At 57.0% G+C, this 23,144-nt stretch carries 17 protein-coding genes and 7 pseudogenes; 7 read left to right on the plus strand and 17 right to left on the minus strand.

Annotation, left to right across the window (positions count from 1 at the left end; all coding sequences use genetic code 11):
• The first annotated feature begins 195 nt into the window (after positions 1-195).
• Positions 196-924, plus strand: coding sequence for a carbonic anhydrase (locus RHEC894_RS25485; RefSeq protein ID WP_085739696.1), 729 nt, complete (start codon positions 196-198; stop codon positions 922-924).
• Positions 925-1,532: 608 nt separating this feature from the next.
• Here the strand turns inward: RHEC894_RS25485 and RHEC894_RS25490 are convergent.
• The 12 genes and pseudogenes from RHEC894_RS25490 to RHEC894_RS25545 form a co-directional block, all read right to left on the minus strand.
• Positions 1,533-2,465 (minus strand): cation transporter, encoded by a 933-nt coding sequence (locus RHEC894_RS25490; RefSeq protein WP_085739632.1) that lies wholly within the window; start codon positions 2,463-2,465, stop codon positions 1,533-1,535.
• A 223-nt stretch (positions 2,466-2,688) separates the two neighbouring features.
• Complete coding sequence (locus RHEC894_RS33950) at positions 2,689-2,844, minus strand: IS66 family transposase zinc-finger binding domain-containing protein (protein WP_348630164.1); 156 nt, start codon at positions 2,842-2,844, stop codon at positions 2,689-2,691.
• Between the two features lie 660 nt (positions 2,845-3,504).
• Positions 3,505-3,993 (minus strand): NifX-associated nitrogen fixation protein, encoded by a 489-nt coding sequence (locus RHEC894_RS25505; protein WP_085739633.1) that lies wholly within the window; start codon positions 3,991-3,993, stop codon positions 3,505-3,507.
• Between the two features lie 3 nt (positions 3,994-3,996).
• Entirely contained in the window at positions 3,997-4,491 is a 495-nt protein-coding gene (gene nifX / locus RHEC894_RS25510) for a nitrogen fixation protein NifX (protein WP_085739634.1), read from the minus strand.
• The gene (gene nifN, locus RHEC894_RS25515; RefSeq protein WP_085739635.1) at positions 4,488-5,843 is read right to left on the minus strand and encodes a nitrogenase iron-molybdenum cofactor biosynthesis protein NifN; all 1,356 of its coding nucleotides are present in this window, start codon (positions 5,841-5,843) and stop codon (positions 4,488-4,490) included. Before nifN ends, nifX begins: the two co-directional genes overlap by 4 nt.
• 9 nt (positions 5,844-5,852) lie before the next feature.
• Positions 5,853-7,343 (minus strand): nitrogenase iron-molybdenum cofactor biosynthesis protein NifE, encoded by a 1,491-nt coding sequence (nifE, locus tag RHEC894_RS25520; RefSeq protein ID WP_125460994.1) that lies wholly within the window; start codon positions 7,341-7,343, stop codon positions 5,853-5,855.
• Positions 7,344-7,401: 58 nt separating this feature from the next.
• Positions 7,402-8,943 (minus strand): nitrogenase molybdenum-iron protein subunit beta, encoded by a 1,542-nt coding sequence (nifK, locus tag RHEC894_RS25525; RefSeq protein ID WP_018247184.1) that lies wholly within the window; start codon positions 8,941-8,943, stop codon positions 7,402-7,404.
• Between the two features lie 123 nt (positions 8,944-9,066).
• Positions 9,067-10,569 (minus strand): nitrogenase molybdenum-iron protein alpha chain, encoded by a 1,503-nt coding sequence (nifD, locus tag RHEC894_RS25530; RefSeq protein WP_010023084.1) that lies wholly within the window; start codon positions 10,567-10,569, stop codon positions 9,067-9,069.
• A gap of 107 nt (positions 10,570-10,676) precedes the next feature.
• A complete protein-coding gene (nifH, locus tag RHEC894_RS25535) occupies positions 10,677-11,570 on the minus strand; it encodes a nitrogenase iron protein (RefSeq protein ID WP_004675840.1) in 894 nt (297 codons plus the stop codon).
• Positions 11,571-11,991: 421 nt separating this feature from the next.
• Positions 11,992-13,093 (minus strand): annotated as a pseudogene (locus RHEC894_RS25540) (IS3 family transposase).
• Positions 13,094-13,184: 91 nt separating this feature from the next.
• Positions 13,185-13,309 (minus strand): annotated as a pseudogene (locus RHEC894_RS32670) (IS3 family transposase); the annotation flags it as partial.
• An 18-nt stretch (positions 13,310-13,327) separates the two neighbouring features.
• Positions 13,328-14,027, minus strand: a pseudogene (locus RHEC894_RS25545) (transposase).
• Positions 14,028-14,514: 487 nt separating this feature from the next.
• Between RHEC894_RS25545 and RHEC894_RS25550 the strand changes: the two are divergent.
• The gene (locus tag RHEC894_RS25550) at positions 14,515-15,921 is read left to right on the plus strand and encodes a radical SAM protein (RefSeq protein ID WP_085739636.1); all 1,407 of its coding nucleotides are present in this window, start codon (positions 14,515-14,517) and stop codon (positions 15,919-15,921) included.
• Positions 15,922-15,956: 35 nt separating this feature from the next.
• On the opposite strand, the pseudogene RHEC894_RS25555 reads toward RHEC894_RS25550, so the two are convergent.
• Positions 15,957-16,781, minus strand: a pseudogene (locus RHEC894_RS25555) (IS256 family transposase); the annotation flags it as partial.
• 444 nt (positions 16,782-17,225) lie between these two features.
• Between RHEC894_RS25555 and tnpB the strand changes: the two are divergent.
• The 3 genes from tnpB (at position 17,226) to RHEC894_RS25575 (ending at position 19,516) form a co-directional block, all read left to right on the plus strand.
• Positions 17,226-17,573, plus strand: a complete 348-nt coding sequence (gene tnpB, locus RHEC894_RS25565) for an IS66 family insertion sequence element accessory protein TnpB (protein WP_010069755.1) — start codon at positions 17,226-17,228, stop codon at positions 17,571-17,573.
• A 72-nt stretch (positions 17,574-17,645) separates the two neighbouring features.
• On the plus strand, positions 17,646-19,211 hold the full coding sequence (locus RHEC894_RS25570; RefSeq protein ID WP_010069756.1) for an IS66 family transposase: 1,566 nt from the start codon (positions 17,646-17,648) through the stop codon (positions 19,209-19,211).
• Positions 19,211-19,516, plus strand: coding sequence for a hypothetical protein (locus tag RHEC894_RS25575; protein WP_010069757.1), 306 nt, complete (start codon positions 19,211-19,213; stop codon positions 19,514-19,516). The genes RHEC894_RS25570 and RHEC894_RS25575 overlap by 1 nt, the downstream gene beginning before the upstream one ends.
• 44 nt (positions 19,517-19,560) lie before the next feature.
• Here RHEC894_RS25575 and RHEC894_RS25580 read toward each other — a convergent pair.
• A pseudogene (locus tag RHEC894_RS25580) lies at positions 19,561-19,968 on the minus strand (transposase); the annotation flags it as partial.
• A gap of 185 nt (positions 19,969-20,153) precedes the next feature.
• Between RHEC894_RS25580 and speD the strand changes: the two are divergent.
• Together speD and RHEC894_RS25590 are read left to right on the plus strand one after the other, a co-directional pair.
• Positions 20,154-20,504 (plus strand): adenosylmethionine decarboxylase, encoded by a 351-nt coding sequence (speD, locus tag RHEC894_RS25585; protein ID WP_281069167.1) that lies wholly within the window; start codon positions 20,154-20,156, stop codon positions 20,502-20,504.
• 410 nt (positions 20,505-20,914) lie between these two features.
• A pseudogene (locus tag RHEC894_RS25590) lies at positions 20,915-21,202 on the plus strand (reverse transcriptase domain-containing protein); the annotation flags it as partial.
• Between the two features lie 140 nt (positions 21,203-21,342).
• On the opposite strand, the gene RHEC894_RS33955 reads toward RHEC894_RS25590, so the two are convergent.
• The 3 genes and pseudogenes from RHEC894_RS33955 to RHEC894_RS25605 all read right to left on the minus strand — a co-directional run bounded on the left by RHEC894_RS33955 (position 21,343) and on the right by RHEC894_RS25605 (position 23,046).
• Positions 21,343-21,756, minus strand: a complete 414-nt coding sequence (locus tag RHEC894_RS33955) for a hypothetical protein (protein ID WP_010068560.1) — start codon at positions 21,754-21,756, stop codon at positions 21,343-21,345.
• Between the two features lie 375 nt (positions 21,757-22,131).
• Positions 22,132-22,470 (minus strand): annotated as a pseudogene (locus RHEC894_RS25600) (SDR family oxidoreductase); the annotation flags it as partial.
• A 48-nt stretch (positions 22,471-22,518) separates the two neighbouring features.
• Complete coding sequence (locus tag RHEC894_RS25605) at positions 22,519-23,046, minus strand: nuclear transport factor 2 family protein (protein WP_010066919.1); 528 nt, start codon at positions 23,044-23,046, stop codon at positions 22,519-22,521.
• Between the last annotated feature and the right edge of the window lie 98 nt (positions 23,047-23,144).

The following is a 23,144-nucleotide window of genomic DNA, read 5'->3' on the forward strand; positions in this document are numbered from 1 at the left end:
TGATCTACCGTACGGCCGGGGCGATACTCCAGGATTGGCTTAGCTCCTCCGATGCGTCAAAATTCCGCTTGATGAGTGCCATATCAAGGCATAACCAATCGGCCATTCTCCGATTCCCGGAGAATTGCCGAACATGACTTGGAGCAGGTCCCATTTCTCCGCAGCCATCCCGGATATTGCAAAAGGACCGATACCATGTGCTTTGAATGCAATTCCTCCCCACTCAGCCGTCGCTCCCTGCTGAAATTTGCCGGCATCGGAGGCGTGGCCGTCATGACTGCAGGCTTTGACATGACCATGCCGGCATTCGCCTCGAACGCTCCCGCCCTCCTGCCGGATGAAGCACTGGCAAAACTCCAGGAAGGCAACAAGAAATTCATCGCCGACACGGAAGCCTGCGCCGCCAATATTTCCAAGCGCCGGCAGGAGGTCGCCAAGAGCCAGGCACCTTGGGCGATCGTGCTGACCTGTTCCGACAGCCGTGTCGTGCCGGAACTTGTATTCGGCGGCGTGACGCTCGGCGAACTCTTCGTCGCCCGCAATGCCGGAAACGTGGTCGACACCGATGTGCTCGGCACGATCGAATATGGCACCGAACATCTGCATGCGCCGCTGATCGTCGTCATGGGCCACAAGCGTTGCGGGGCGGTCTCCGCCGCCTGCGAGGTCGTGTCCAAGGGTACCAAGCTCGATGGCTCAATCGGCAAGATGACCCAGCCGATCCTGCCCGTGGCTTTGGCGGAGACCGATCGCGGCGACAATTTTGTCGACAAGACCGTCCATGCCAATGCCTTCAACGGCGCCGAGCGCATCCTCACCGAAAGTGCGATTGTTTCTTGCCTGGTCGAGGAAGGCAAGGTGAAGATCGTGCCCGCCTATTATGATCTCGATACCGGCGTGGTCGATTTTCTGCACAAGGTCTGACCTACGAGGCGACTTCATGTTGCCGACGGCTATCCGCGGGCGCCTCGTCGCGTTCGCGGAACCATAGTCGCTGATGACCCTTGCCGCCCGCAGCATCACCCGGCGGGTTACGCGGGCCGGAGCTGAGGTCGCGAGCTGGCTGCCTGGGCGACGCTCTTCTGGAAATTTCCGACCATACGCCTGCGCAACTTGGTGAGCTCAATCGACAGGTCCGACAGCTGCGCGATGACATCTATCAGAACCTGGGCAGCTGGGCCGCGCCCTCCTGAGCCAGTACAAGGACATAGGCGTCGCTCGTTTCAAAGAACGCGAGACAATCGGCCTCCGGCAGGATCTCAACAAGATCAAGACGGCGAAACCGCCTGTGGAGCTTAAACGCAAAGGCGCGATCTGGGTTCAGCCAACCCTATTCGCTGAATCGAGTATCGCGCCTGGAGGCATAACGGAAAACTTCGGCATCGAAACTGGCCGCATTGACCGAAGATTGGTACGAACCCTGAAATTGACGCATGGTGGCTGGAAAAAACGCCGAGCTATGCATCCGGTTCGAGGATCACGCCCGTTATGGAATGCCTGCGTGTACAGGGCTCCAAATTCGGTTCAAAATCCTAATCTGCCCACTCAGGATCGGTTGTAAAGGCGATGGTGAGCCGACGACTCGGACCCTCGTTACCAATCGCGAGCCCGATTTCGTCACGGATCTTATCCCATTCCTGCAATTTCCTCGCCGGGAAGTCCTCTGAGACAACGAAATGTAGCTCGATTTGCCGACCTCGGCCGACCCGGGCCACATAAGCCCGGTGGGATATGAATCCATGTCGTTCGATGATTGTTTTGGCGACCGCGTCAACTTGTTGTTTGAGATCTAATGGCGTAACAAGCAGTATGTCGGCGAGCGCTCGCCGAACCGTGCCCGCCGGAATGGGAATGATCACAATGCAGATTAATGCCAGCGCGACCGGGTCAATAAACGGCGAGATCCATTCGTAAGAAGACCCCTGAATGAAATATCCGATGGCAAACGCGACGAGTAACCCGATCGTTAGCCCGGCGGACATCAGCCAAGCTTTCGTATCCAGGGCAACGAAATCAGATTTGATCTTACGATTAGCTCGATCACCAATAACCGCCATGGTGGCTGTCACACCGAGTGTTACGACGGCGTAGACGATCGCTTGACTAAAGTTGAGCGGACGTCCCCCATGCAAAATGCTGCCGATTGAGTTGACAAGTGCGTAAACAGCCGACCCGGTTATGAGAATGCCGTTGAGAGCCAAGACTATGGGCTCAAGATGCCAGAACCCCATCGTGAAATGCTCGGTAATTTTTCCTTTGCTGGAGCGCGCTTCGGATGACGCGATAAGCTTTGTAACAAGCAGAGCTACGATAGTCATGGCAGCGTCCGTCAATGCGTAGACACCATCGAATATGATTGCGAACGATCCTGAAATAATCCCGAACAAAATGCCGATGCAGGCAAGGAGGATGGTAACGGCTATTGAAACGCAGAGAAGCCCCTGCTCCGTTCTCATGAAATTCATAGGCTCAGCCTTATAACTCACGTTTCTTTTATGGTCCTCTGGACGCGGTACAGACCATCCAATTCAGCTACTGAAGCGAGCACATCCACTTTTGGATCAAGGTACCTTTTTAAATTCAAATGCTGACCTTTCCTGTCCAGTGCTGCTGGCTCGCATGAGCGTCTTTCACATACCTGGCCACAAGACAAAATCGCCTCGCTGTGTTCTGGCAGTGCGGCCTCGACTATCTAAACAAGGGCCAATTTTGCTCTGCAGGTAAGCGGGGCTGGACATGATGCACGACACGGAAGGACGCAGGAACATAAGTCCAGCACTTCGCTGCGGTCTCGCCGCCGCGAATGAAGTCGGAGCCACCACAGATAGGGCATGAGCAGGGCACCTGTTACACGTCATCATGGCACGGCCGAGGTTGCAGAGCTTGCGCGGCGATAGGGCTCTCGACGCATCCACGTCATCCGGCAGGTTCGAATTCCGTTGACTCATGGTTGGATCTGATTTGATGAGAGGCGTTCCAAAGAACGCCGAGGTTTTCGCCCTCATGATAGGCTGTGGCTGACACCACGTTCTAGCGATGATCGGATCGTCTAGCCCTTTGGCGACTCCTGTAATTACGGCTGGATTGCCAGATGGAAAAGAGCAGGCTTGCGATATACGCCCACTGAAGAAGCAACAAACTAGCCACCATTGCAACGATGACTTCGTGGATGGAATGCCAGACGAAGTAACTCGTTAGTGCCTTCGCCCAGACGACGAGCAGCAGGAGGCCGCAAAAGATTGTGAAACGCAACACCGTTCTCCTGATTTGTTCGCGAGATTGCGAAGCAATGTCGTCTGCGGCAACGAGAGTCTGGCAGTTCTTCAGGCGGCAACCGCCGCGTGGTTGAGAGCCATGATCATGCCAGTGAGCTCACCATCGAACTCTCGTTCTGGCCATTGCAAATGCTGAGATTTTCGCAGCGGCGGCGCGGGACTGCAGCTTGCGGACCTTCTTCAGCTGCTCCACAATGTCTGACATGATCTCTTTCCGCGAAAATTGATTTCATGATGCCCGCGCCACGTCGGGATAGGTTTCGATAACTTCAATCGCGTCATCGACCATTTTCGTGCCGGTCTCGGCGAGCTTGCCTAGCGTCTCAAAGCCGAACCGGTGGACATCGCGCAGGGTCTTCGACAGAACGACCAACCGTCCGGTCGTCAAAAGCAAGCGGCCGAAGCCCTCATGGCCGATCGTCATGATCGGCGATGCCAACAGGCCTGTGCACTCTTCGATCACAAGCCCCACGCAACTGTAAAAATTCTGTAGCCTCCACAGCACATCAGGATCCGGATCGCCTATGATCGGGATCTTACGGCGCTGCTCCTTGGTGAGGATGAAGTCGGCCAGCAGGTCAGTGTCCGATTTGCCTTCCCACGCCCCATGGGCATCCTGAGCGCGAATGAGCCTTATCAGGCATCTGAGAAAAGGGGTGGCGAGATCCCCATCCTCGTTGACAGCAGGGCCATCCGTACTTCCTGTCAATGTACCCATTTCTTAGTCCTCCTCATCGAAAGGCTTCTTTTCAATGGCGCCTGCTTCGGTTAGCACCTTGCGTAACCAGGGTGGCGGAGTAGTCCTGAGCATCGCCCGAGTTCGCGACAAAACATCTTCGATCGGTTGAGGATCGGATACTTTAATTGGGTGGATTTTGGCCGAAACAACTCGGGCTGCCGATGGCCCACCGATCGCCAGACAGAACAATAGGTGACAACCTTCCAACGCCTTCACCTTCGGGTTAATACGATCGACGTCCTCGTTCCGATGCTTTCCGCTCTGGTCGGAAACGTCTTCGAAGTCCAGGACTTCCACCAGTTTCCAGTCGTCGGGACTCACATCATAGACGACGAAACGTTTTGCCGATCCGAAATGGGCGTCGAGAGATTTCATATCTTGAGTGGCGATTGCGACGCGCAACGCGCCAGCCTTCCGTTTTGGAGCTGACGAGTGAACCCCGTCAGGGACGAGGGAAAGGCGACGAGCGGCGATCATCTAGGCAGTTCTCCTTTGCGGGAGGGATCAAGCGATCCCGGACACGGCGCGCGCTGATTGGCCTGGAAGATGTTGGAAACATCGAAGATCAGGTCGCGCGTTCCCTGATAGAGACTTGTGAGCTTATGCTGGCCGCCGAGTCGGTCGAATATCGGGAAGCCCACCCGCATGAGCGGAATCCCAAGGCGCTCCGCCGCTTGTCGTCCATGCGAATGCGTGACGAGAAGATCAGCGCCGACGGCAAGTTCTTCGAGATCGCCAAGATCACCGACCTGGAGCGATTCGGCCGGCATTTCCGCGAGTATTTTTGAGGTGCCGGTCGTGGTGACCGCTGCCGCGATTTCGGCGCCCATGCCAGTGAAGAAGGTAGCGAATTGGTAGAGCTGGTCCGGCTCCACAGCAATTGCGATCTTCTTGCCTCCGAAATGGAAATGTCCGTCGAGCAGGGCGTCCTGCAGCTGTGCTCGGCGACGGCGGATGTTTGCTGGCACCGGTGCACCAGAAATCTCAGAAAGAAACGAGACGAACCGGTCGGCTCGTTTCAATCCTGTCAGCGACTGGAACAATGCGTAAGGGACTCCCGTCCGGGTCCGCAGTAGCTCTGCGGGGCGGCGCATATGCTCGCCGATCGCGATACATTGCGCCGCCGTGCCAAGCTCTTGTATCTCGTCGACGGGAGTACCGCCATAGGTGGTCGGAACCCAACGATCGTCGGGCACCGTGCCGTCGAGAGAGCCGGAAATGTCCGGCAGGATCACCGGCTTCAGACCGAAGCTTTCGACCGTTTCGCGCAGAAGCTCGATGTCAGCGACTGTCAGATGCCATCCTGGTAGGATCGCAATCTTCTTTTGGTGGCGGCTCTGCTCGCCTGGAGTGGTGATGCGCTCGACCATAGAGAAGACGGCCTTCGCCCATCCCTCTTCGATCGCTCCCTCGAAATCCGGGGTATTCGCCAGCACAACCTCCGTACCCGCGAGCTCATCGGCACGATCCCGCTTGATGTTGGCGAGATCGCCTGCGAAATCTTCGCCGCGGGTTTCCACCAGGGCTGTCGTGCAAATTCCGATCAGCTTGGGTTTTGCGCGCCTCTTGAGATTGAGGATCGCCTCTTCCAGATTGCCTGCGCCGCCAAGGATCGTCGCCACTGCGTCCAATGCCGTTGTCTGCAAGGGAATGGCTTCCTTGAAGTGCCGGACTAAAAGTACCAGCGCCAAGCTGGTGCAGCCCTGGCTGCCGTGGAACAGCGGCACGGCACGCTCGACGCCAAGAAAGGCGAGCGCGGCGCCGAGCGGCTGCGACGATTTCAGCGGATTGACCGCAGCTGATTTGGTCTGGGGAAAGACTTGAACCATCGGCTTTCCTCAACGCTTGCCGAAGCTGCCGGCGACCGCGCCGACAAAGTTTTGCATGGCGTACCCAGTCTCGTTCTCGCTCTTGGTATTCGTCAGTTCTTCTTCCACCGCATGCTGGCATTCCCACGGTGCCGGCTCCCGCACCTCCATCCAGATCGGATTGTAAATAGCAAGATCGATCTGGCGAACGAGCTCCACCATGCCGTCATAGCCGGCATAGGGGTGGTGGCGTTCCTGGTTGATATCGAGCCAAGGTGTCTTGGCCTTCAGCGCGATGAATTGCGTGCGCCCGCCAGACAACATGATGTCGGCTTTACCGTCGGCGAGCATGTTATAAAGCTCGCGCGGCGCCATCGACTCGAACAGGTGGTTTTCGTCTTTCAGGAGTTGCTTGATACGTTCCTTGTCTTTAGGCGTGGATTTCTTGACCGAGGTGCCCACGATCTCGATGCCCACCTCCATCAGCGCATGGACAACCGACCAGGACTTGACGCCGCCGGTGTTGAGCAACACGCGCTTGCCTTCAAGCCTTGGTCGATATGCTGCGAGTTTCATCCAGGCAATCGCCTCCTCCTCCGCGATCAATGCCTCGGTGCGCTCGAGGATTTCGGGATCCGCCCCCTGCATCACGAGCAGCTTGGCGATCTGTCTGAGTGCTTCCGAGGTGTCGGTAATTCCGTAAAAGGAGCCTTCGAAGAACGGGATATCCCAGAGCTCCTCCATTTTGCGGGCGAGGTTGATGAGTGCTGTCGAGCACACCAACATGGACGCCTTGGCGCGATGCGCAGAAGCAATGTCAAGATATCGGGCGTCTCCTGGAATGCAGGCCCTTACTCTGATCCCCAGCCGGTCAAGAAGCGGCTTCACCAGCCAAAACTCGCCGGATAGGTTGAACTCACCAATGATATTGATGTCGTAGGCGGTCACGTCGTTCGGCTCTACGCTGCCGATCACATGATCGAGCAACGCTTCACCGGCGAGCTTATTGCCAAGGTTCTTGGAGCCGGCAAAGCCCGGTGCGTTGACCGGCACCACCGGAAGGCCGAATTTTTCCGCGGCCCGCTTGCAGACGGCCTCGATGTCGTCGCCGATCAATGCTGTCACACAGGTCGAATAGACGAAAACCGCCGGTGGAGCATAGGCCTCCTTGATCTCGCGGATTGCTTTAAAAAGTTTCCGCTCGCCGTGCCCCATCACCACTTCGGTTTCAGTGAGGTCGGTCGTGAAACTTGTGCGCCAGAGCGTTGGACCTGAAGAAGCCGATCCGCGGTTGTCCCAGGAATTGCCCTCACAGCCGAGAGGCCCATGGATCAGGTGCGCGACGTCGGTGATCGGCTGCAGCACGATCTTGGCGCCATCGAAAGCGCATCCGCCGGCTGCCGCCCCGGGGATCAGCGGCTTCGAACAGCCATTTTTGCGCGCCTTGGAATCCTTGCTGCGGTTCTTCTCGCAGGCAGGCTCGTCAAAGACATCCTGGACTTTAGCATTGAGCAAGGGCATTGCGGTCTCCAAGTTCAGATGAAGGCGGCCGGCCTCACAAGGCCGACCGCCGCCGCTCCTAGCGGGTCAGGTCGTAAGAATAGTCCGTCACACCCGGCTCGCTCGTCTCGCGATCGAGCTTGTCGAAGATCTTGTCGAGGATCGTCGTCAGGACGCGCAGGCCGCCCTGGTAGCCCATGAGCGGGAAACGGTGGTGATGGTGCCGGTCGAATATCGGAAAGGTCAGCCGGATCAATGGGGTGCCGGTGTCGCGCTCGAGATACTTGCCATAGGAATTGCCGATCATCAGATCAACCGGCTCGGTAAAGAGCAGCGAGCGCAACGCCCACAGGTCCTTGCCCGCCCAGACCTGGGCATCCTTGCCGAAGGGCGAGGATGCGAGCAACGCCTTCATCTCGGCTTCCCAGGCCGACGTGCCGTTGGTAGCAAGGCAGTGGGTCGGCTCACCGCCGGTTTCCAAGACGAACCGGGCAACGGCGTAGACGAAGTCAGGATCGCCGTAGATCGCGTATTTCTTCCCGTGCAGCCAGGCTTGGCTATCTGCCATAGCGTCGACGAGACGGCCGCGTTCCAGGCCGATTGTCGGAGGAATTTCCTTGCCGGTAATCTCCGAGACCTTCATCAGGAATTCGTCGGTCGCCTGAACACCCAGCGGATAATGGAACGAAGCCGTAACCTGACCGACCTCCTTGCAATATTCCAGCGTTTTGCGCGTGTTATAGTGCTGCAGCGACAGGGTCGCTTCGGCATTCAACGCCGTTTTCAAGTCCTCGATCTTCGTGCCGCCGTCATACATGCGGTACGTACCGTCAGACGGCGTGTCGAACTGGTCGGAGGCATCCTGGATGAAGATGTAGGATACGCCCATCATGTCGAGCAGGCGCTTCAGTTCGCGGTTGTTGCCGACGCAGAAGCCGTCGAAGCCGGGAATGATGTTGATGGCTTGAGCAACCTCCTTCCGCTCGTTGCCTTTCCAGAAGTTCTCTAGAATGCCCTTGATCATGCCGTCATAGCCATCGACGTGGCTGCCGACGAAGGCAGGCGTGTGGGCGAAAGGAACATCGAAGTCGTGCGGGACCGACCCTTCGTTCTTTGCGTTTTCGATGAAGCCGTGGAGGTCGTCTCCAATGACTTCGGCCATGCAGGTGGTCGAGACGGCGATCATCTTCGGATCGTAGAGCTTGTATGTATTGGCGAGCCCGTCGACCATGTTCTTCAACCCGCCGAACACCGCCGCGTCCTCCGTCATCGAGGACGAGACCGCCGATGAAGGCTCCTTGAAGTGACGCGACAGATGCGAACGGTAATAGGCGACGCAGCCCTGGCTGCCGTGGACGAAGGACATCGTTTGCTCAAAGCCTGCGGCTGCGAAGACGGCACCGAGCGGCTGGCAGGCTTTGGCCGGGTTCACGACCAGGGCTTCGCGGCCCAGGTTCTTTTCGCGATACTCCCAGGTCTTCGTGAAGTCGTTTTGATCGGCAACGACCTGATCCGGGTGGGGGCATTCGAAATTGGCTTTCTTCTCGGCGAGCATCTGCCTGTATTCCGGCTCGCGGAACAGGGGAGCATGGTCGAGAACTTTTTCCGCCGACTGCGGCATAGTAAGCACCTTTCTTTTCATCGCGCCGCACCGGTGGCGGCAATGGGATGTCATCTGTCACGAGTGCGGATCAAGTCCGATGGGAAGAGCCTGGCCTGCCCCTTCCCAAGACAGGCCAGGCTCTCATTCGGCCGCAACCGCCTCAGCTGGCGCGGCCTCTTTTTTCCAGGGGACGTCGTAGAGATCCCACACCGGATTATTGATGGCCAGATCCATGTCGCGGGCGAATATGGCGAAGCCGTCATAGCCGTGATACGGGCCGGAATAATCCCAGGAGTGCATCTGGCGGAAGGGGATGCCCATCTTCTGCACCGGATACTTCTCTTTAATGCCGGACCCAACAAGGTCGGGGCGGATGCCTTCGATGAACTTTTCCAGCTCGTAACCGGTCACGTCGTCATAGATCAGCGTACCCTTGTTCACATAATGGCCGGTGCGCTGATAGTCGTCGTTGTGGGCGAACTCGTAGCCGGTGCCGACGATCCGCATGCCGAGGTCCTCATAGGCCGTGATGACGTGGCGAGGACGCAGGCCGCCGACATAGAGCATCACCGTCTTGCCTTCGAGGCGCGGCCGGTACTTGTCGACGACAGCATCGACCAGGGGCCGGTACTTGGTGATGACAGCCTCGGTCTTGTCGACGATTTCCGGACCGAAGTGCTTGGCTATTTCGCGCAGGGAGGTTTCGATCTGGGACGGACCAAAGAAATTGTATTCCATCCACGGGATGCCGTATTTTTCCTCCATGTGCCGACAGATGTAGTTCATCGAGCGGTAGCAGTGGATGAGGTTCAGCTTGGCCTTTGGCGCGCGCTCGACCTCAGCGAGCGTGGCATCACCCGACCAGTTGCCGACCACGCGCAGCCCCACCTCCTCCAATAGAATGCGCGTAGCCCACGCGTCGCCACCGATATTGTAGTCGCCGACGACGTTGACATCGTAAGGGCCGGTCTCAAACTCGACTTCGTTCTTGTCGAAAACCCAGTCACGGATGGCGTCGTTGGCGATGTGGTGGCCGAGCGATTGCGAGACGCCGCGGAAGCCCTCGCAGCGCACCGGCACGATCGTCTTTTCGTGCTCCTTGGCCTTCTTGCGCGACACCGCCTCAATGTCGTCGCCAATCAGCCCGATCGGGCATTCCGACTGCACGCTGATGCCGTTGTTGAGGGGGAAAAGCTCCTCGATCTCGTCGATGACCTGTTCAAGCTTCTTGTCGCCGCCGAACACGATGTCCTTTTCCTGGAAGTCTGAGGTGAACTGCAGCGTCACGAACGTGTCGATGCCCGTCAGGCCGACGTAGTAGTTGCGGCGTTGCGACCAGGAATAATGACCGCAACCGACCGGCCCGTGCGAGATGTGGACCATGTCCTTGACCGGCCCCCATACCACGCCTTTGGAACCGGCATAGGCGCAGCCGCGGATCGTCATCACGCCCGGAATGGACTTGATGTTCGATTTGACGTCGCATTCGGAAAGGGCCTTCGGCTCATCGCCAGGCTCGTCGCCGCTCGTTGCGACGCTGAGGTGCTTCTTGCGGCGCTTCGCCGCCTTGTCTGGATATTGCGCTAATACTTCCGCAATGAGCTGTTCATGCAAAACGCTGTCATTCTCGTAATCAAGGCTCATGGGCCCCTGCCCCCTTTCAAGGTTCGGGTTAGGTCGTCGTCGCCGAAGCGGCTTTCTTGGAAGGACGCGCTGGCGCAAGGGCCAGCGCGTCCTGTCGACAGCGGCAGTTATTGAGCCGCAACCACCGCTGACTCCTTGGCCTGTAGTTCGGCCAGCATCTGCTCGTCGCTCTTCATGATGCCGAAGTCGAGCAGCATGTCTTCGAGCTCTTCCATGGTAATCGGGGTCGGAATGGTCCCTTGGCCCGAATTGGCATGGATCTTCTCGGCTAGCGCCCGATATTCCCCGGCCTGCTTGGAGTCCGGCGCGTACTGGATCACCGTCATCTTCCTGAGCTCGGCGTGCTGGACGATGTTGTCACGCGGCACAAAGTGGATGAGCTTGGAATTGAGCCTGGCAGCCAGCGCCTCGGAGAGGTCGAGCTCGCGGTCCGTCTGGCGCTCGTTACAGATCAGGCCGCCGAGCCGCACGCCGCCGGAATGGGCATATTTCAGGATGCCCTTGGCGATGTTGTTGGCGGCATAGAGCGCCATCATCTCGCCGGACATCACGATGTAGATCTCCTGGGCCTTGTTCTCACGGATCGGCATCGCAAAGCCACCGCACACCACATCGCCGAGCACGTCATAGGAGACGTAGTCGACATCGTCATATGCACCGTTCTCTTCAAGGAAATTGATCGAGGTGATGACGCCGCGCCCGGCGCAGCCGACGCCCGGTTCCGGACCGCCGGACTCCACGCACTTGATGCCTTTGTAGCCGGCCTTGAGCACGTCCTCGAGCTCAAGGTCTTCCACCGAACCTTCCTGCGCTGCCAGATGCAGAACCGTGTCCTGTGCTTTGGCGTTCAGGATCAGCCGGGTGGAGTCGGCTTTCGGGTCGCATCCGACGATCAGGATCTTCTGCCCGAGGTCGACAAGCGCTGCGAGCGTATTTTGGGAGGTGGTGGACTTGCCGATCCCCCCTTTGCCGTAAAATGCGATTTGACGCAAATCTGACATATCGCCTTCCTTCTTTCGTTCCATCCATCGCTGCGTAAAAGGCAGGCAGCTCGCGCCGCCTCGCATGGCAATCTTCAAAACCCGTGCCATGTGGGCCGATCGAGCCAAAGGAAAGATCTTTTTGTTGGGTTTCAGAAAGTTACTCCGAACCACCACAGGAAACTGCCAAACAAAACCTAATGTCGCCGATCAGACAAAGCTGACAGACGGTGTCGTGATGGCATCACTTGCACCGCTAGGTCGACCGCGACTATCAGCAGGACAACGGATCCGAAAACTGGAGACAATCGCACCCAGCTCCCAATCGAAAAATGTTGAAGCTTTCGATCCTGACCTGCCACTGACGGCGATTAGAGCCTCGGCGGTTTTTGAACCGCTCCCAAACGTTGGACCACCGGATGCTAGAGTTTTCCGGCTTCATTCAGGGAGGCGGGCTGGTTGCGCACCCTGAATTCACCAACGAGATCGGCACCTTGTTGCCGATCGCACCATGAGGTCTTTCCTCATTGTAGTATCTACGCCAATCCTCCATCTTTTCGCGGGCATCCGCAAGGGTCAGGAACCAATGCTGGTTCAGGCATTCTGCACGGAAGGGCCATTGAACGCTTCGATGAAGGCATTATCAGTTGGCTTGCCGGGGCGTGAGAAGTCCAACGTCACGCCCTTGGAATAGGCCCACAGGTCCAAGTCGCGCGACACGAATTCCGTCCCTTGGTCGACACGGATCGTTTTCGGATAGCCGGCTTTTTGGCACACCCGTTCAAGGGTTTGCACAACGTCTTCGCCTCTATAGCTATGACGTGGATCAAGCACCGGCACGTAGCGCGAGAAGGTGTCGACCACCGTCAGCACGCGCAGTTTCTTACCCGTTGCGAGTTGGTCATGGACGAAGTCCATCGCCCAGACGTCGTTGGGTCCGACGGCCATGTGCCGATCCTCGCGAAGCTTGGCTTTTACCCCCCGCTTCGGTGTCTTGTTCCGCAACTGTAGCCCCAAGTCCCTGTAAATGCGGTAGGTTCGCTTGATGTTGGTGCCCCAACCCACGCGTTCCAACAGCACATGCACGCGGCGATAGCCGTACCGCACACGGATCTCGCAGATCTCGCGAATACGACGTTCCAGACCGGCCTGATCAGCACGGCGAGAGGTATAGTGGTGAGTTGATCGATCGAAGTTCAACGCTCCACAAGCACGCCGGATCGAGATCGCCCAATCGCGGCACATGCCTTTCACCATCTCCCGCTTCCGAGCAGGCCTTAGAGCTTTCGGCGGATGACATCCTGCAACATCTCGCGGTCCAGCGTTAGATCCGCGACGATCTTCTTCAGGCGCGAATTCTCGTCCTCGAGCTGCTTCAACGGTTTCATCTCCGGTGGCAGCATGCCCGCGTATTTTTTCTTCCAGTTGAAATAAGTCGCTTGGCTGATCCCCGCCTTCCTGCAGATTTCAGCAACAGACACCCCTTCATCACCTTGCTTCAGAATGAACCCCTTCTGAGCGTCCGAAAACTGCGATGCTTTCATCGTCTTCTGGTCCTTTCCCAGCCAGGAAAATGCACCGGAAAACTCTAACCAAAACTGGTCCAGTTTGAAGGGTTCAGATCAGGTTCAGATCAGTCTTATTCCGCAGCTGCAGTCCCAAGTTTCTGTAAATGCGATAGGTTCGCTTGATATTGGTGCCCCAACCCTCGCGTTCAAAAGCACATGCACGCGACGATAGTCGTAGCGCACCCGCGTCTCAGAGCCCGATTCAAAAGTTCATTCGTATATCCAATATCTTGCGATGCGCCTTGTGAGCATTCTGATTGAAGCGATTTGCGCCCATGCGGTTGCGCTTTCGATCGATTTCTCCCAATCCTTGGCGAGACGGCGGCAGCGTCCAAGCCAGGCGAAAGTTCTTTCCACCACCCATCTCTTGGGCAGGACGACGAAGCCCTTGGCGTGATCCGAACGCTTGACCATTTCGATCGTCCAGTCACCATGGCCGCACATTGCTCGCCTCAACTTGGCTCCGGCGTAGCCACCATCTGCGAAGATGTGGCGCAGCCACGGAAAACGGCGGCGGATCGCCTTGCGGACATGGGGTGCGCCGTCGCTACGCTTTGGCTGTCGATAATCCCTGCCGTCGGTTGCGCCTCCCCTCGATTTCCCGCGCCGCCATCACCAGAAGCTGGTTGATGCTCTGCCACAGTCCGATCGCGCGCCAAGCGTAAAAATAACCGCGCACTGTCGAAACCGGCGGAAAATCGCCCGGCAGCATGCGCCATTGGCAGCCGCTCGAGGCGATACAGAGGATCGCCTCCACGACCGAGCGCATATTCGTCGTCCGACGCCGCCCGCCACGACGCGCTGGCGGGATCAGCGGTTTGATCAACGCCCATTCCCGGTCCTTAAAATCACTTGGAAAACGAAGCACGTCTCGGTTATGCTCAGGGCGAGCGATAGCAGTCCAGCTCATCGAAACCCCATTTGATTTAGCACCAATAGGGAATCACAACTGCCTGTTATCCTTAACTTCTTTTAAATCGGGCTCTTAGGCAATTTCGGCGGAGGACAGATTATCAAATATACCGGGCATTACCACTTGGTGTATTCTGCGTGCTTCGCGGCTATACTAGCCATATTTGCTGTATCAATACTTATTCCATCGGATACGACCGAGTCTAATACCGGAGAAAAGATCGCTTAACCGCCCGAATCATTTAAAAAAATATTACAGATAGTGGAGGAAGCCCGTGGGCTTACGTATAATCGCGTGTTCTGCTCCCCAGTTTTCTCACGGCGAGGCGGGCGAAATGGCATTATCAAGCGCCGATCCGGCAAGCCTCTACAATGCCTGCAGATATGCTGCGTCACTGGCATCCAAGGCGAAAGGTGCATGGGGCGAAAGCAATTGGCGCGGCACCAGGAGTGACAGGCGACAATCAACGCTTCTGCTATCTGACATGGACGATGTGCAGCGAAGGCTAACGCCGCTATTAGTCCGGGTCCGGCCCAATTTAGTTCTCATAGGAGCGATGTCGATATGCTTCCGTGGTGCGATTGAGACAGCGAAATACATCAGAGAGTTTCTAGGCGATGACGTTTGTATCGTTCTTGGCGGTCGCCACGCCACCGAAACAATATATCGGGATGACGAAAATCGTGTAAGACATCATCTGGCGTCCCCTCTGCGGCTAATTGCTGACGGAAAAGTTTCCAACTGTTTCGACATCGTGCTCTCCGGAGATGGTGAACACTTTATCGCGGAAATTGGGTGCGTCGTAGCTTCCTTGGAAGCAAGAGGTTTTTCGCCAAGGGAGGCGAAATTCTTATTGGGCCACCTGACGACCACCCCGGGGCACTGGATCGCCGGCACAATCATGGACGATCAGGTCCACACTGTGTGCTCTTCGGGCATGCCGCTCGATTGTAATGGGATGCCATCCCCAGCCGAAATGTTCGGAGTTACAACTAGGTTTGACGTGTTTGGTGGCGCGCCTACCGCGCACGTCTTCAGCGACATCGGGCGTGGATGTATCTATGATTGTATCTTCTGCAGTGAGAGGATCAGCGTTGTCGGGCCTCCTCGACAGTTCAAGACAAGCCCCCACCGGTTATGCGGCCAACTCGCAGCAGCCCGCCGCGTAGTCAAGGCAGATTACGGCGAAAACTTTCCTGTCTCGGCGTTCATTGAAGACTCAACTCTTCTTGGATGGAATTCGGCCCTCGTAGCCCAGTTTGAAAAGGTATTCGACCCAATCGAAAATCCTGTGCGGCTTGGCGGACAAGCGACCATTGACCAAATCGTTAATAACCCAGCCCTTGCACGAAGACTAGGCCGCATGGGCCTGGAATATCTTTTCATCGGGGTCGAGACACCGCGCCCAGAACTTGTTGGAGGTCTTCACAAGAACATCGCCACCAAGAAGGGTTCGTGGATGGAACGCGCGGACAAAGCAGTTGAGATATTGTCCGAAGCCGGAATCAAGGTTGGGGTATCCCTCCTATTTGGCATGGGCGAGGGAGCTGCTGAAAGGCAGCAATTGTTTTCGGCCTTAGAAAGCTGGCGGAAAACGGGCGCTCTGATCACAATCAGCATGAACTGGGCCGTCCAACACCCTTTGAGAAACACGGTTCAGGGGAATGAATATACCTATTTGGATTGGGCGGTGTCGCCCGGTCCCATGCTGTCGTTGTTAAGGAATTTTGGCGAAGCCTCTGAGATCTATCCAATTGCCGGCGGTACAAACCCAGACGAATCCGCCGTAAAGGATATTCTCCAAGCCACCACGGAGATCATGGCTATGCCGCCTGCACACCCAATGCAAAAGCAAGAAGCGGATCATGTCCCAGGACGTGGTGTAGCTTAGACGACCACGGCTCATCCCAGAGGGCCGGATGAGTGTCAGCTTGCTGCTGGCAGGCTGATGAGGGGATCATCGCTCATTGTGGCGATTGTCTCAAGTGTCATGTAGCGGGATCGCTGGACGGCCCATTCATCGTTCTGTTCGAGCAGCAGCGCACCGACCAGGCGCACGATGGCGTCGTCGTTGGGGAAGATGCCGACGACCTCTGTCCGCCGCTTGATCTCGCCGTTCAATCGCTCAATCGGGTTGGTCGAGTGAAGTTTGGCCCAATGCTGCTTGGGAAAGGTCATGTAGGCGAGCACGTCTTGCTCGGCGCTGTCCATAAGACTAGCGAGCTTCGGTACCTTTGGCCTGATCTGGTCGGCGACGTTGCGCCACTGAGCGCTTGCCGCCTCCGGCGTGTCCTGAGCGAAGGCCGTGGCAATGAAGGCGGAGACAACTCGGCGTCCGCTCTTTCCAGCATGAGCCAAGGCATTGCGCATGAAGTGGACCCTGCAGCGCTGCCAGGTGGCGGAGAGCACCTTCGATACTGCGGCGTTGATGCCCTCATGCGCATCGGAGACAACGAGCTTCACGCCACGCAGACCCCGCCTGGTCAGCTTTCGAAGAAACTCGGTCCAGGTCGCCTCGGCCTCGGACGTGCCGATCTCCATGCCGAGCACCTCGCGTCGACCGTCGGTGTTGACGCCGACGGCGATGATTACGGCGACGGAGACAATACGACCATCGCGCCGAACCTTGAGGTAGGTCGCATCGATCCACAGGTAGGGCCATTCTCCTTCGATGGGCCTGTCGAGGAAGACCTTCACCTTCGCATCGATCTCCTCGCACAGCCGTGAGCGTCCGGTGAGCGGATTTTGGTTCGGCGCGGAATTGGCGCAAGTTACGACACAGATGATTCATTTGTGACGTAACAGGGTATGAATGGCCAAGGTTGAGATCCTGACGGGTGCCGAGCGACAACGTCGATGGTCCACTGAACTGAAGCTTTTGATATTGCAAGAAGCGTTCGGCGTGGATGGCAGCGTTTCGGATGTAGCGCGCCGGCACGACGTTCTTCCGCAACAGATATACGCTTGGCGAAAGAAGTTCTCGCGACCCGAATTGAACCCTCCACAGACCCCATCGTTCATCCCGGTGTCGCTTATCGGAGCATCGGAGAGCGTGAGTGACGGTTCCAAGAGGAGCGATGCTCGGTCGAGATGCAAAGACGTTGAAATCGTCCTGAGGAATGGCCGCTTACTGAGAATTGCAGCGGACATGGATCTCGAAGTGCTATCGTCGCTTGTTGCTTGTGTGGAGGCAGCATGATCGGGCCTTCTGGAAATGTGCGGGTTTATCTGGCCTGCGGAGTGACCGACATGCGGCGTGGCATTGATGGACTGTCGGCGTTGGTTGAGGCGGTCATAAAGGAGGCGCCGGGTTCTGGCGCGATCTTCGGCTTCCGCGGAAAACGCGCTGATCGGATCAAACTTTTATGGTGGGATGGCCAAGGGTTCTGCCTGTTTTACAAAATTTTGGAACGCGGATACTTTCCCTGGCCGACGGCGAAAGATGGCGTTGCGCCCCTGACGCAGGCTCAGCTTTCGATGCTTGTGGAGGGGATCGACTGGCGCCGACCTGCGTGGACTTCCGCGCCCGGTCGAACGGGTTAAAAGCTATATTTTGCAAGGACATCCGGGGCATGATGCTAGCGTTTCCGGCGCAAATCGGCTATGTATGCGGGCATGGAAACAACGCCGCTGGACAGTCAGGACGAGCTATCTGTATTGCGCGCGCTCGTTGCTGAACAGGCGGGGAAACTTGAGAGCCAAGAAGCCGAAGTCTGCAAGCGCGACTCCATTATCGGGCTTCTGCGCGCGCAGCTGGAGTTGCTCCGACATCGGCAGCATGGCGCTTCTTCGGAAAAGATCGACCGGAAGATCGAGCAATTTGAACTGATGCTGGAGGAGATCGAGGCCTCCCGTGCCGAGGCTGAGATGCGCTCCGGGAAAGCTCCTTTGCCGGAGTTGGATGACGCACTAGACAAGCCGAAGCGCAAACCATTGCCGGATGGTCTTCCAACCGAAGAGCTGGTCTATGCAGCACCCTGCAATTGTCCGACCTGTGGTGGCACATCGTTCCTGAAGGCTGCTGACAAGATGGTCCAGGTGATGGAGCACGTGCCGGCGTCCGTAAAGATTGTCCGCCATATCGAAAAGCGCATGATCTGCAGGGACTGCGATACGACGGTGTCTGGCGAAATGCCGACCTTGCCGATCGAGCGAGGCAAGCCCGGACCGGGATTGCTCGCTCATATCATGGTCGCCAAATTCGACGATCACATCCCGCTCTACCGCCTATCCGAGATGTACGACCGGCTGGGAATAGACATCTCCCGCTCTGTCATGGCGGACTGGGTCGGCCGTGTGTCCGTTCTGCTGACGCCACTCGTCTTGCTGATCAGGGCCCATATTGCGGCGGTCGACCGAATACATACGGACGATACCCCGGTCGATGTTCTCGACCCTGGGCGAGGAAAGACCAAAACCGGCAGGGTGTGGGTCTATGTCTTCGATGGCAGCGGCTATCGAGACCCCACTCCAAGGGCCATTGCCTACTACTATAGCCCCGACCGCAAGGGCGCGCATCCGGCCGACCATCTCGCTGCCTTCAGCGGCGTGATGCACGCGGATGGCTATGGTGGCTATAAGAAGCTCTACGGCAACCAGATCGTCGAGGCCGCCTGCATGGCGCATGTGCGCCGCAAGTTCCATGATGTGATCAAGCTGAAGCCATCCCCGATCGCTGACGAAGCGCTGTCGCGCATCGGTGCGCTCTACGATATCGAGGATCGTATCCGCGGCATGTCGGCTGACCAGCGGCGTACACTGCGCCAGCAACACGCCAGGCCCCTTCTGGCGGACCTCAAGCGCTGGATAGAAGAGACGCTTTCGGCGCTGCCACAGAAGCAGAAGCTGGCTGAAGCGATGCGATATGCCCTCTCGCGATGGACAGCGTTGAGCGTTTACATCGACGATGGCCGTGTCGAAATCGATAACAACATAGCTGAACGAGCCATGCGTCCGCTTGGAATCGGAAGAAAAAACTGGCTATTTGCCGGCTCGGATAAAGGCGGCGAGCGCATCGCCAACATCCTGACCATTATAGAAACGGCCAAACTCCATGGCCACAATCCCGAGACCTACCTCACAGACGTCCTGACCAGGATCCAGGATCACCCCAAAGATCGCTTTGAGGAACTGCTGCCGTCGCAGTGGGCGCCAGCGAAAGACCGATACGAGGCTGCGTGATGGCACGCTCGAGGTTCATCTATACGCTGAAAGAAGTCGCCGGCATGATCGGCGAGAACCTCGAATTAATCGAGGAGGTGACCGCCAACTCGGACAATATCGCCGAGGGCGAATTGATATATGTCCGCGATGGCAGTGAAGATGGCACAAAAGGCCTGACCGAAAATGGAATTGACGACCTTCGAGATCTCTTGGCCGACATACGGACGTGGGATGGTGGAATCCGCCAGTTCCTTGTCGATGAACAATGCGATCCCGAAATGATCGAGCGCATCATGGCCGATGAGCTAAGCCGCAAGTTCTAAAACGCGCCTCGTAGACCGCAAAAATGCATTCGCCGGACGCTCACGCACAGCCGGGATACCTGGCTTTTGGAGATGCCGCTCATGCCCATGGCCTTGACGAGGTCATCGACGGATCGGGTCGAAACGCCTTGGATATTGGCTTCTTCGATGACCGCCGTCAGGGCCTTCTCGGCCATCCGGCGTTGTTCGAGAAAGCTCGGGAAATAGCTGCCTGTGCGAAGCTTGGGAATGCGCAGCTCGACGGTGCCCGCCCGTGTCTCCCAATCCCGGTCGCGAAAGCCGTTACGCTGGGCCAGTCGGAAGCCATTCTTCTCGCCATAGCCCGCGCCGGTCTTCGTGCCGACCTCCAGCGCCATCAGCTTCTCGGCAGCAAAGCCGATCATCTCGCGCAGCAAATCGGCATCGGCGCTCTTCTCAACGAGTGAGCGCAGGTTCATCATGTCGTCGGTCATCGGTGGTGTCAGGTTGGCTTTAAGCAACCCGACCCTACCGGAAATCACCGATGGCTATGAAATCCAGCTACACCACTCCATTGGACACGATCAAGAAGCGGAGCATATATATGCTGAACGGAGCGCCTAAAGGCGGAATAAATTACCCTAGCTCAGACCGAGTATGCGCCTGAACCCATCTCTTTATCGATATGTGGGATGCAGAAAATACGGGAAATGCTGAAGCGATTGAGGCGGCGGTAGCGCAAGCCGTTCATGACTGCCGCGCAACGATGTTGGAATCGAGTTATAGAAAATATAGCGAAGATGGGGGCGTCACGGGTTTCGCAATTCTCGCTGAATCGCACATTTGCGTAAATACCTGGCACGAAGAACGCATGGTCGCGATAGACGTATTTTTTTGTGGTTCGCTAGACCCGTACGCGAGTATCACCGCGTTGCGCGACGTATTTCGTCCATCCCGGATCGATATTAGCGAGCACAAGCGTCTTCTTGGAACAAGAATAACGCATCCAAATATTGTGGAAGCGCTTTAACCGAAAGTATTCTCCGAAATCGAGGCGGAACATGTCTAGACAAATCGTTTTCGTGCGCGAAAAATACTCTTCTGAATTCCGCACTATGATCGTGCCGAATGAAGTGCGGTACTACACAGAGAAGGGCTTTGAGGTATTCGTCGAGCTTGGTATCGGCGAAAAAATTGGCTTTGCGGAACCAGCCGGATGTCCTAAAGCGCCGGCGTGTCTGGTTCGACGGCCAACTGAATCTCGATCCAGAACAGCTGATCTTCATCGACGAAAGTGTGCTGCAGAGGCACGGAAGGAGTTCAGTATGAGCTAACCCCGTAACGTGAAGCTGCGTGAATGATGGAGGATGGCCCTCCGGGATCGGCTTTCAGGAGCGGGTCTCAAACCAGTCCGAACTGCTGCGATAAAGAGCCGTGGTGGCTGGGGCTTACTTTCCGCCGCCGGTGCGCGTCGTCTCCATTCCAAAGAAGACCGGAGGCGAAAGGGTTTTGGGTGTGCCGACGGTCAGTGATCGGATCGCGCAGATGGTGGTCAAGCAGATGATTGAGCCGGATTTAGAGCCGCTCTTCTTGCCAGACTCCTATGGCTACAGGCCGATGAAGTCGGCTTTGGATGCCGTTGGGGTAACGCGTCAGCGGTGCTGGAAGTACGATTGGGTTCTGGAATTCGACATCAAAGGGCTGTTCGACAATCTTCCGCATGATCTCTTTCATCGAAACCCCATTTTGTCGTCGAACGCTCGTTGCGTGATCGCCCTTGATGAGAAACCCTTTTAGCCAGTTCCAACGCCGCGGCCGGACATGGGGCAACCATTGCCCGATTGACCCCAGTCTCCAACTTAAGTGGCTCAGCTCTCTTCAATGAGGCCACAGCTAGCAAGGGCAGAGACGAAATCGTGAACGTCGCATTTGGTGACGTCATACCGTTCTGATTTAAGCTCGCTCAGTATCCTTGGTAGTGTATGCTCGCCGTCCAGTTTCGAAACCAAACCGGCGACCCAAGGCGGAGGAGATTGGATGATCTTTCTTGATTTCTGGGATTCCTTCCCGATCCAGATACTCCCGTCGTCGGCTACAAACACCTGATGAGAACGCTTTAATAACGGCTTAAAGTAGTGCACGAGCGACATCACTCGGTACGAGGGGCGACATCGCACCTGAATTTGCAGCCGGGACAGACACACGTCGCACTTGTTGCAGTTTGACGTCTTCTTCGCCAATGGCAGACCGCGGTGGACGGTCCGAAACATAACGCCGTTCATGCTCTTTTCCTCCTCTTCGAGCCTTTCATTTGGCCCAACCCATCGCTGGCGATTTTCCAGCTTGTCAAGAAGTATAAGGCGGCTTCGGGAGGCCCATACGGTCGTATGAAGCCCCACTTCACCATTACGGTCGACTCGGCGCCCATTGCTGATAAACAAAACTCAATCTCTCGGCATGTGGTAGATCCAAAAATCGTGCCAGCTGCAAAAAGAGCCTAGGAAAAGTTTTCCTATTTGCTCGGAGCCTAAATGCAACTGCATCAACAGCGCCCGAACAATATCGCGTCGCGTTTCAACAAATCGGCAGCGCCGCATGCGCGCCAATCAACCGCAGACGAGGGAGAAAACTCCGAGCAGCTCCGGCAGTGTTCTGGTAAGCGCGTCGCCGTTTTCCGCAAAGCGGCGCACAACGGCAGCGCCTATGCAGTCCGCCCCGCCATGACAAGCGCAATTCGCGCGGTGGAGTGCTCGGCAGGAGGGAAGAGTTCGGCTCGTGGCGTCCCGGGCATGCCGGGTGCGCCTACCCCGGTTATTAAACGATCTCCAGCCACCGTCGACGGTCACCACAGACGCTTGCGCGCTGGCGAGAAAGCGCACCGCTCGGGCAATTTCGTCTGGACGCGCCACGCGACCCATTGGCACCCGGCTGCGCACCGCGGTGAGGTCTATCTTGCCCGCGCGTTCAAGTTCCGAAACCATCGGCATGCGCACGTAAAAGTACCCTGACCAACGTTGACGATCTCGAGGCTGAATCCTGATCGATCAAGTCTCACTTTCATCCTCTTGAAGGAATGCAGTCTTCCTAAATGCGTAGACGGGGTCATCGGGACATGATGCTCCGATCGGCTGCCGGTGGCCGAACTGCTCAGTCTCGGATGCCGCGGCCAAGATCTGCTCCTCGACTAGATCATAGACCACCGTCCGTTCGGCAATTCTCCAATCCCCTCCCTTTTTCAGGAACAGATCGCAATAGCGGCCGCAGATCAGGGCCTGACTTAGCGTTCCGGCCTTGTCCGGTGCGCGTTGCAGTGCGGCGAAGTAACTTTCGACGGCGGCTTTTTCCGGGCTGCTGAACTCAATCAGAATGTTCGTGATTTGATGGATGTTGCGCGGTCCCGTCTTGAAGACACCAAGGGCGAACTCGATGAAGCCCTCGGCCGAACCGGAATAGGTCCCGTGATTGTCACGTGCATCGGGCCAGTAGGAACTGCGCAGCGCCCTTTCATCGGCGCGGTCTATCCTGCGGCAACACCGATAGAGGCAGTCGCGGAGCGCCTCGCGGTCGAGCAATTCGGTAATTTTTTTTGTGTTTCATCGCTTGTCGCACATCTGATATCGGGGCGCTTACCCATCCAGTGACGCACCCAGCTTTCAACTGCTCGGCTGAC

Source organism: Rhizobium sp. CIAT894, assembly GCF_000172795.2.
Lineage (GTDB): Bacteria > Pseudomonadota > Alphaproteobacteria > Rhizobiales > Rhizobiaceae > Rhizobium.

Coding starts and splice junctions, on each gene's coding strand:
- RHEC894_RS33955 (WP_010068560.1), bottom strand. CDS start 21,756: ATGAACGGCGTTATGTTTCGGACCGTCCACCGCGGTCTGCCATTGGCG.
- nifH (WP_004675840.1), bottom strand. CDS start 11,570: ATGTCAGATTTGCGTCAAATCGCATTTTACGGCAAAGGGGGGATCGGC.
- RHEC894_RS25570 (WP_010069756.1), top strand. CDS start 17,646: ATGGAAACAACGCCGCTGGACAGTCAGGACGAGCTATCTGTATTGCGC.
- RHEC894_RS25550 (WP_085739636.1), top strand. CDS start 14,515: ATGGACGATGTGCAGCGAAGGCTAACGCCGCTATTAGTCCGGGTCCGG.
- nifX (WP_085739634.1), bottom strand. CDS start 4,491: ATGATCGCCGCTCGTCGCCTTTCCCTCGTCCCTGACGGGGTTCACTCG.
- RHEC894_RS25575 (WP_010069757.1), top strand. CDS start 19,211: ATGGCACGCTCGAGGTTCATCTATACGCTGAAAGAAGTCGCCGGCATG.
- nifN (WP_085739635.1), bottom strand. CDS start 5,843: ATGGTTCAAGTCTTTCCCCAGACCAAATCAGCTGCGGTCAATCCGCTG.
- RHEC894_RS25490 (WP_085739632.1), bottom strand. CDS start 2,465: ATGAATTTCATGAGAACGGAGCAGGGGCTTCTCTGCGTTTCAATAGCC.
- tnpB (WP_010069755.1), top strand. CDS start 17,226: ATGATCGGGCCTTCTGGAAATGTGCGGGTTTATCTGGCCTGCGGAGTG.
- nifK (WP_018247184.1), bottom strand. CDS start 8,943: ATGCCGCAGTCGGCGGAAAAAGTTCTCGACCATGCTCCCCTGTTCCGC.
- nifE (WP_125460994.1), bottom strand. CDS start 7,343: ATGCCCTTGCTCAATGCTAAAGTCCAGGATGTCTTTGACGAGCCTGCC.
- RHEC894_RS25505 (WP_085739633.1), bottom strand. CDS start 3,993: ATGGGTACATTGACAGGAAGTACGGATGGCCCTGCTGTCAACGAGGAT.
- nifD (WP_010023084.1), bottom strand. CDS start 10,569: ATGAGCCTTGATTACGAGAATGACAGCGTTTTGCATGAACAGCTCATT.
- RHEC894_RS25485 (WP_085739696.1), top strand. CDS start 196: ATGTGCTTTGAATGCAATTCCTCCCCACTCAGCCGTCGCTCCCTGCTG.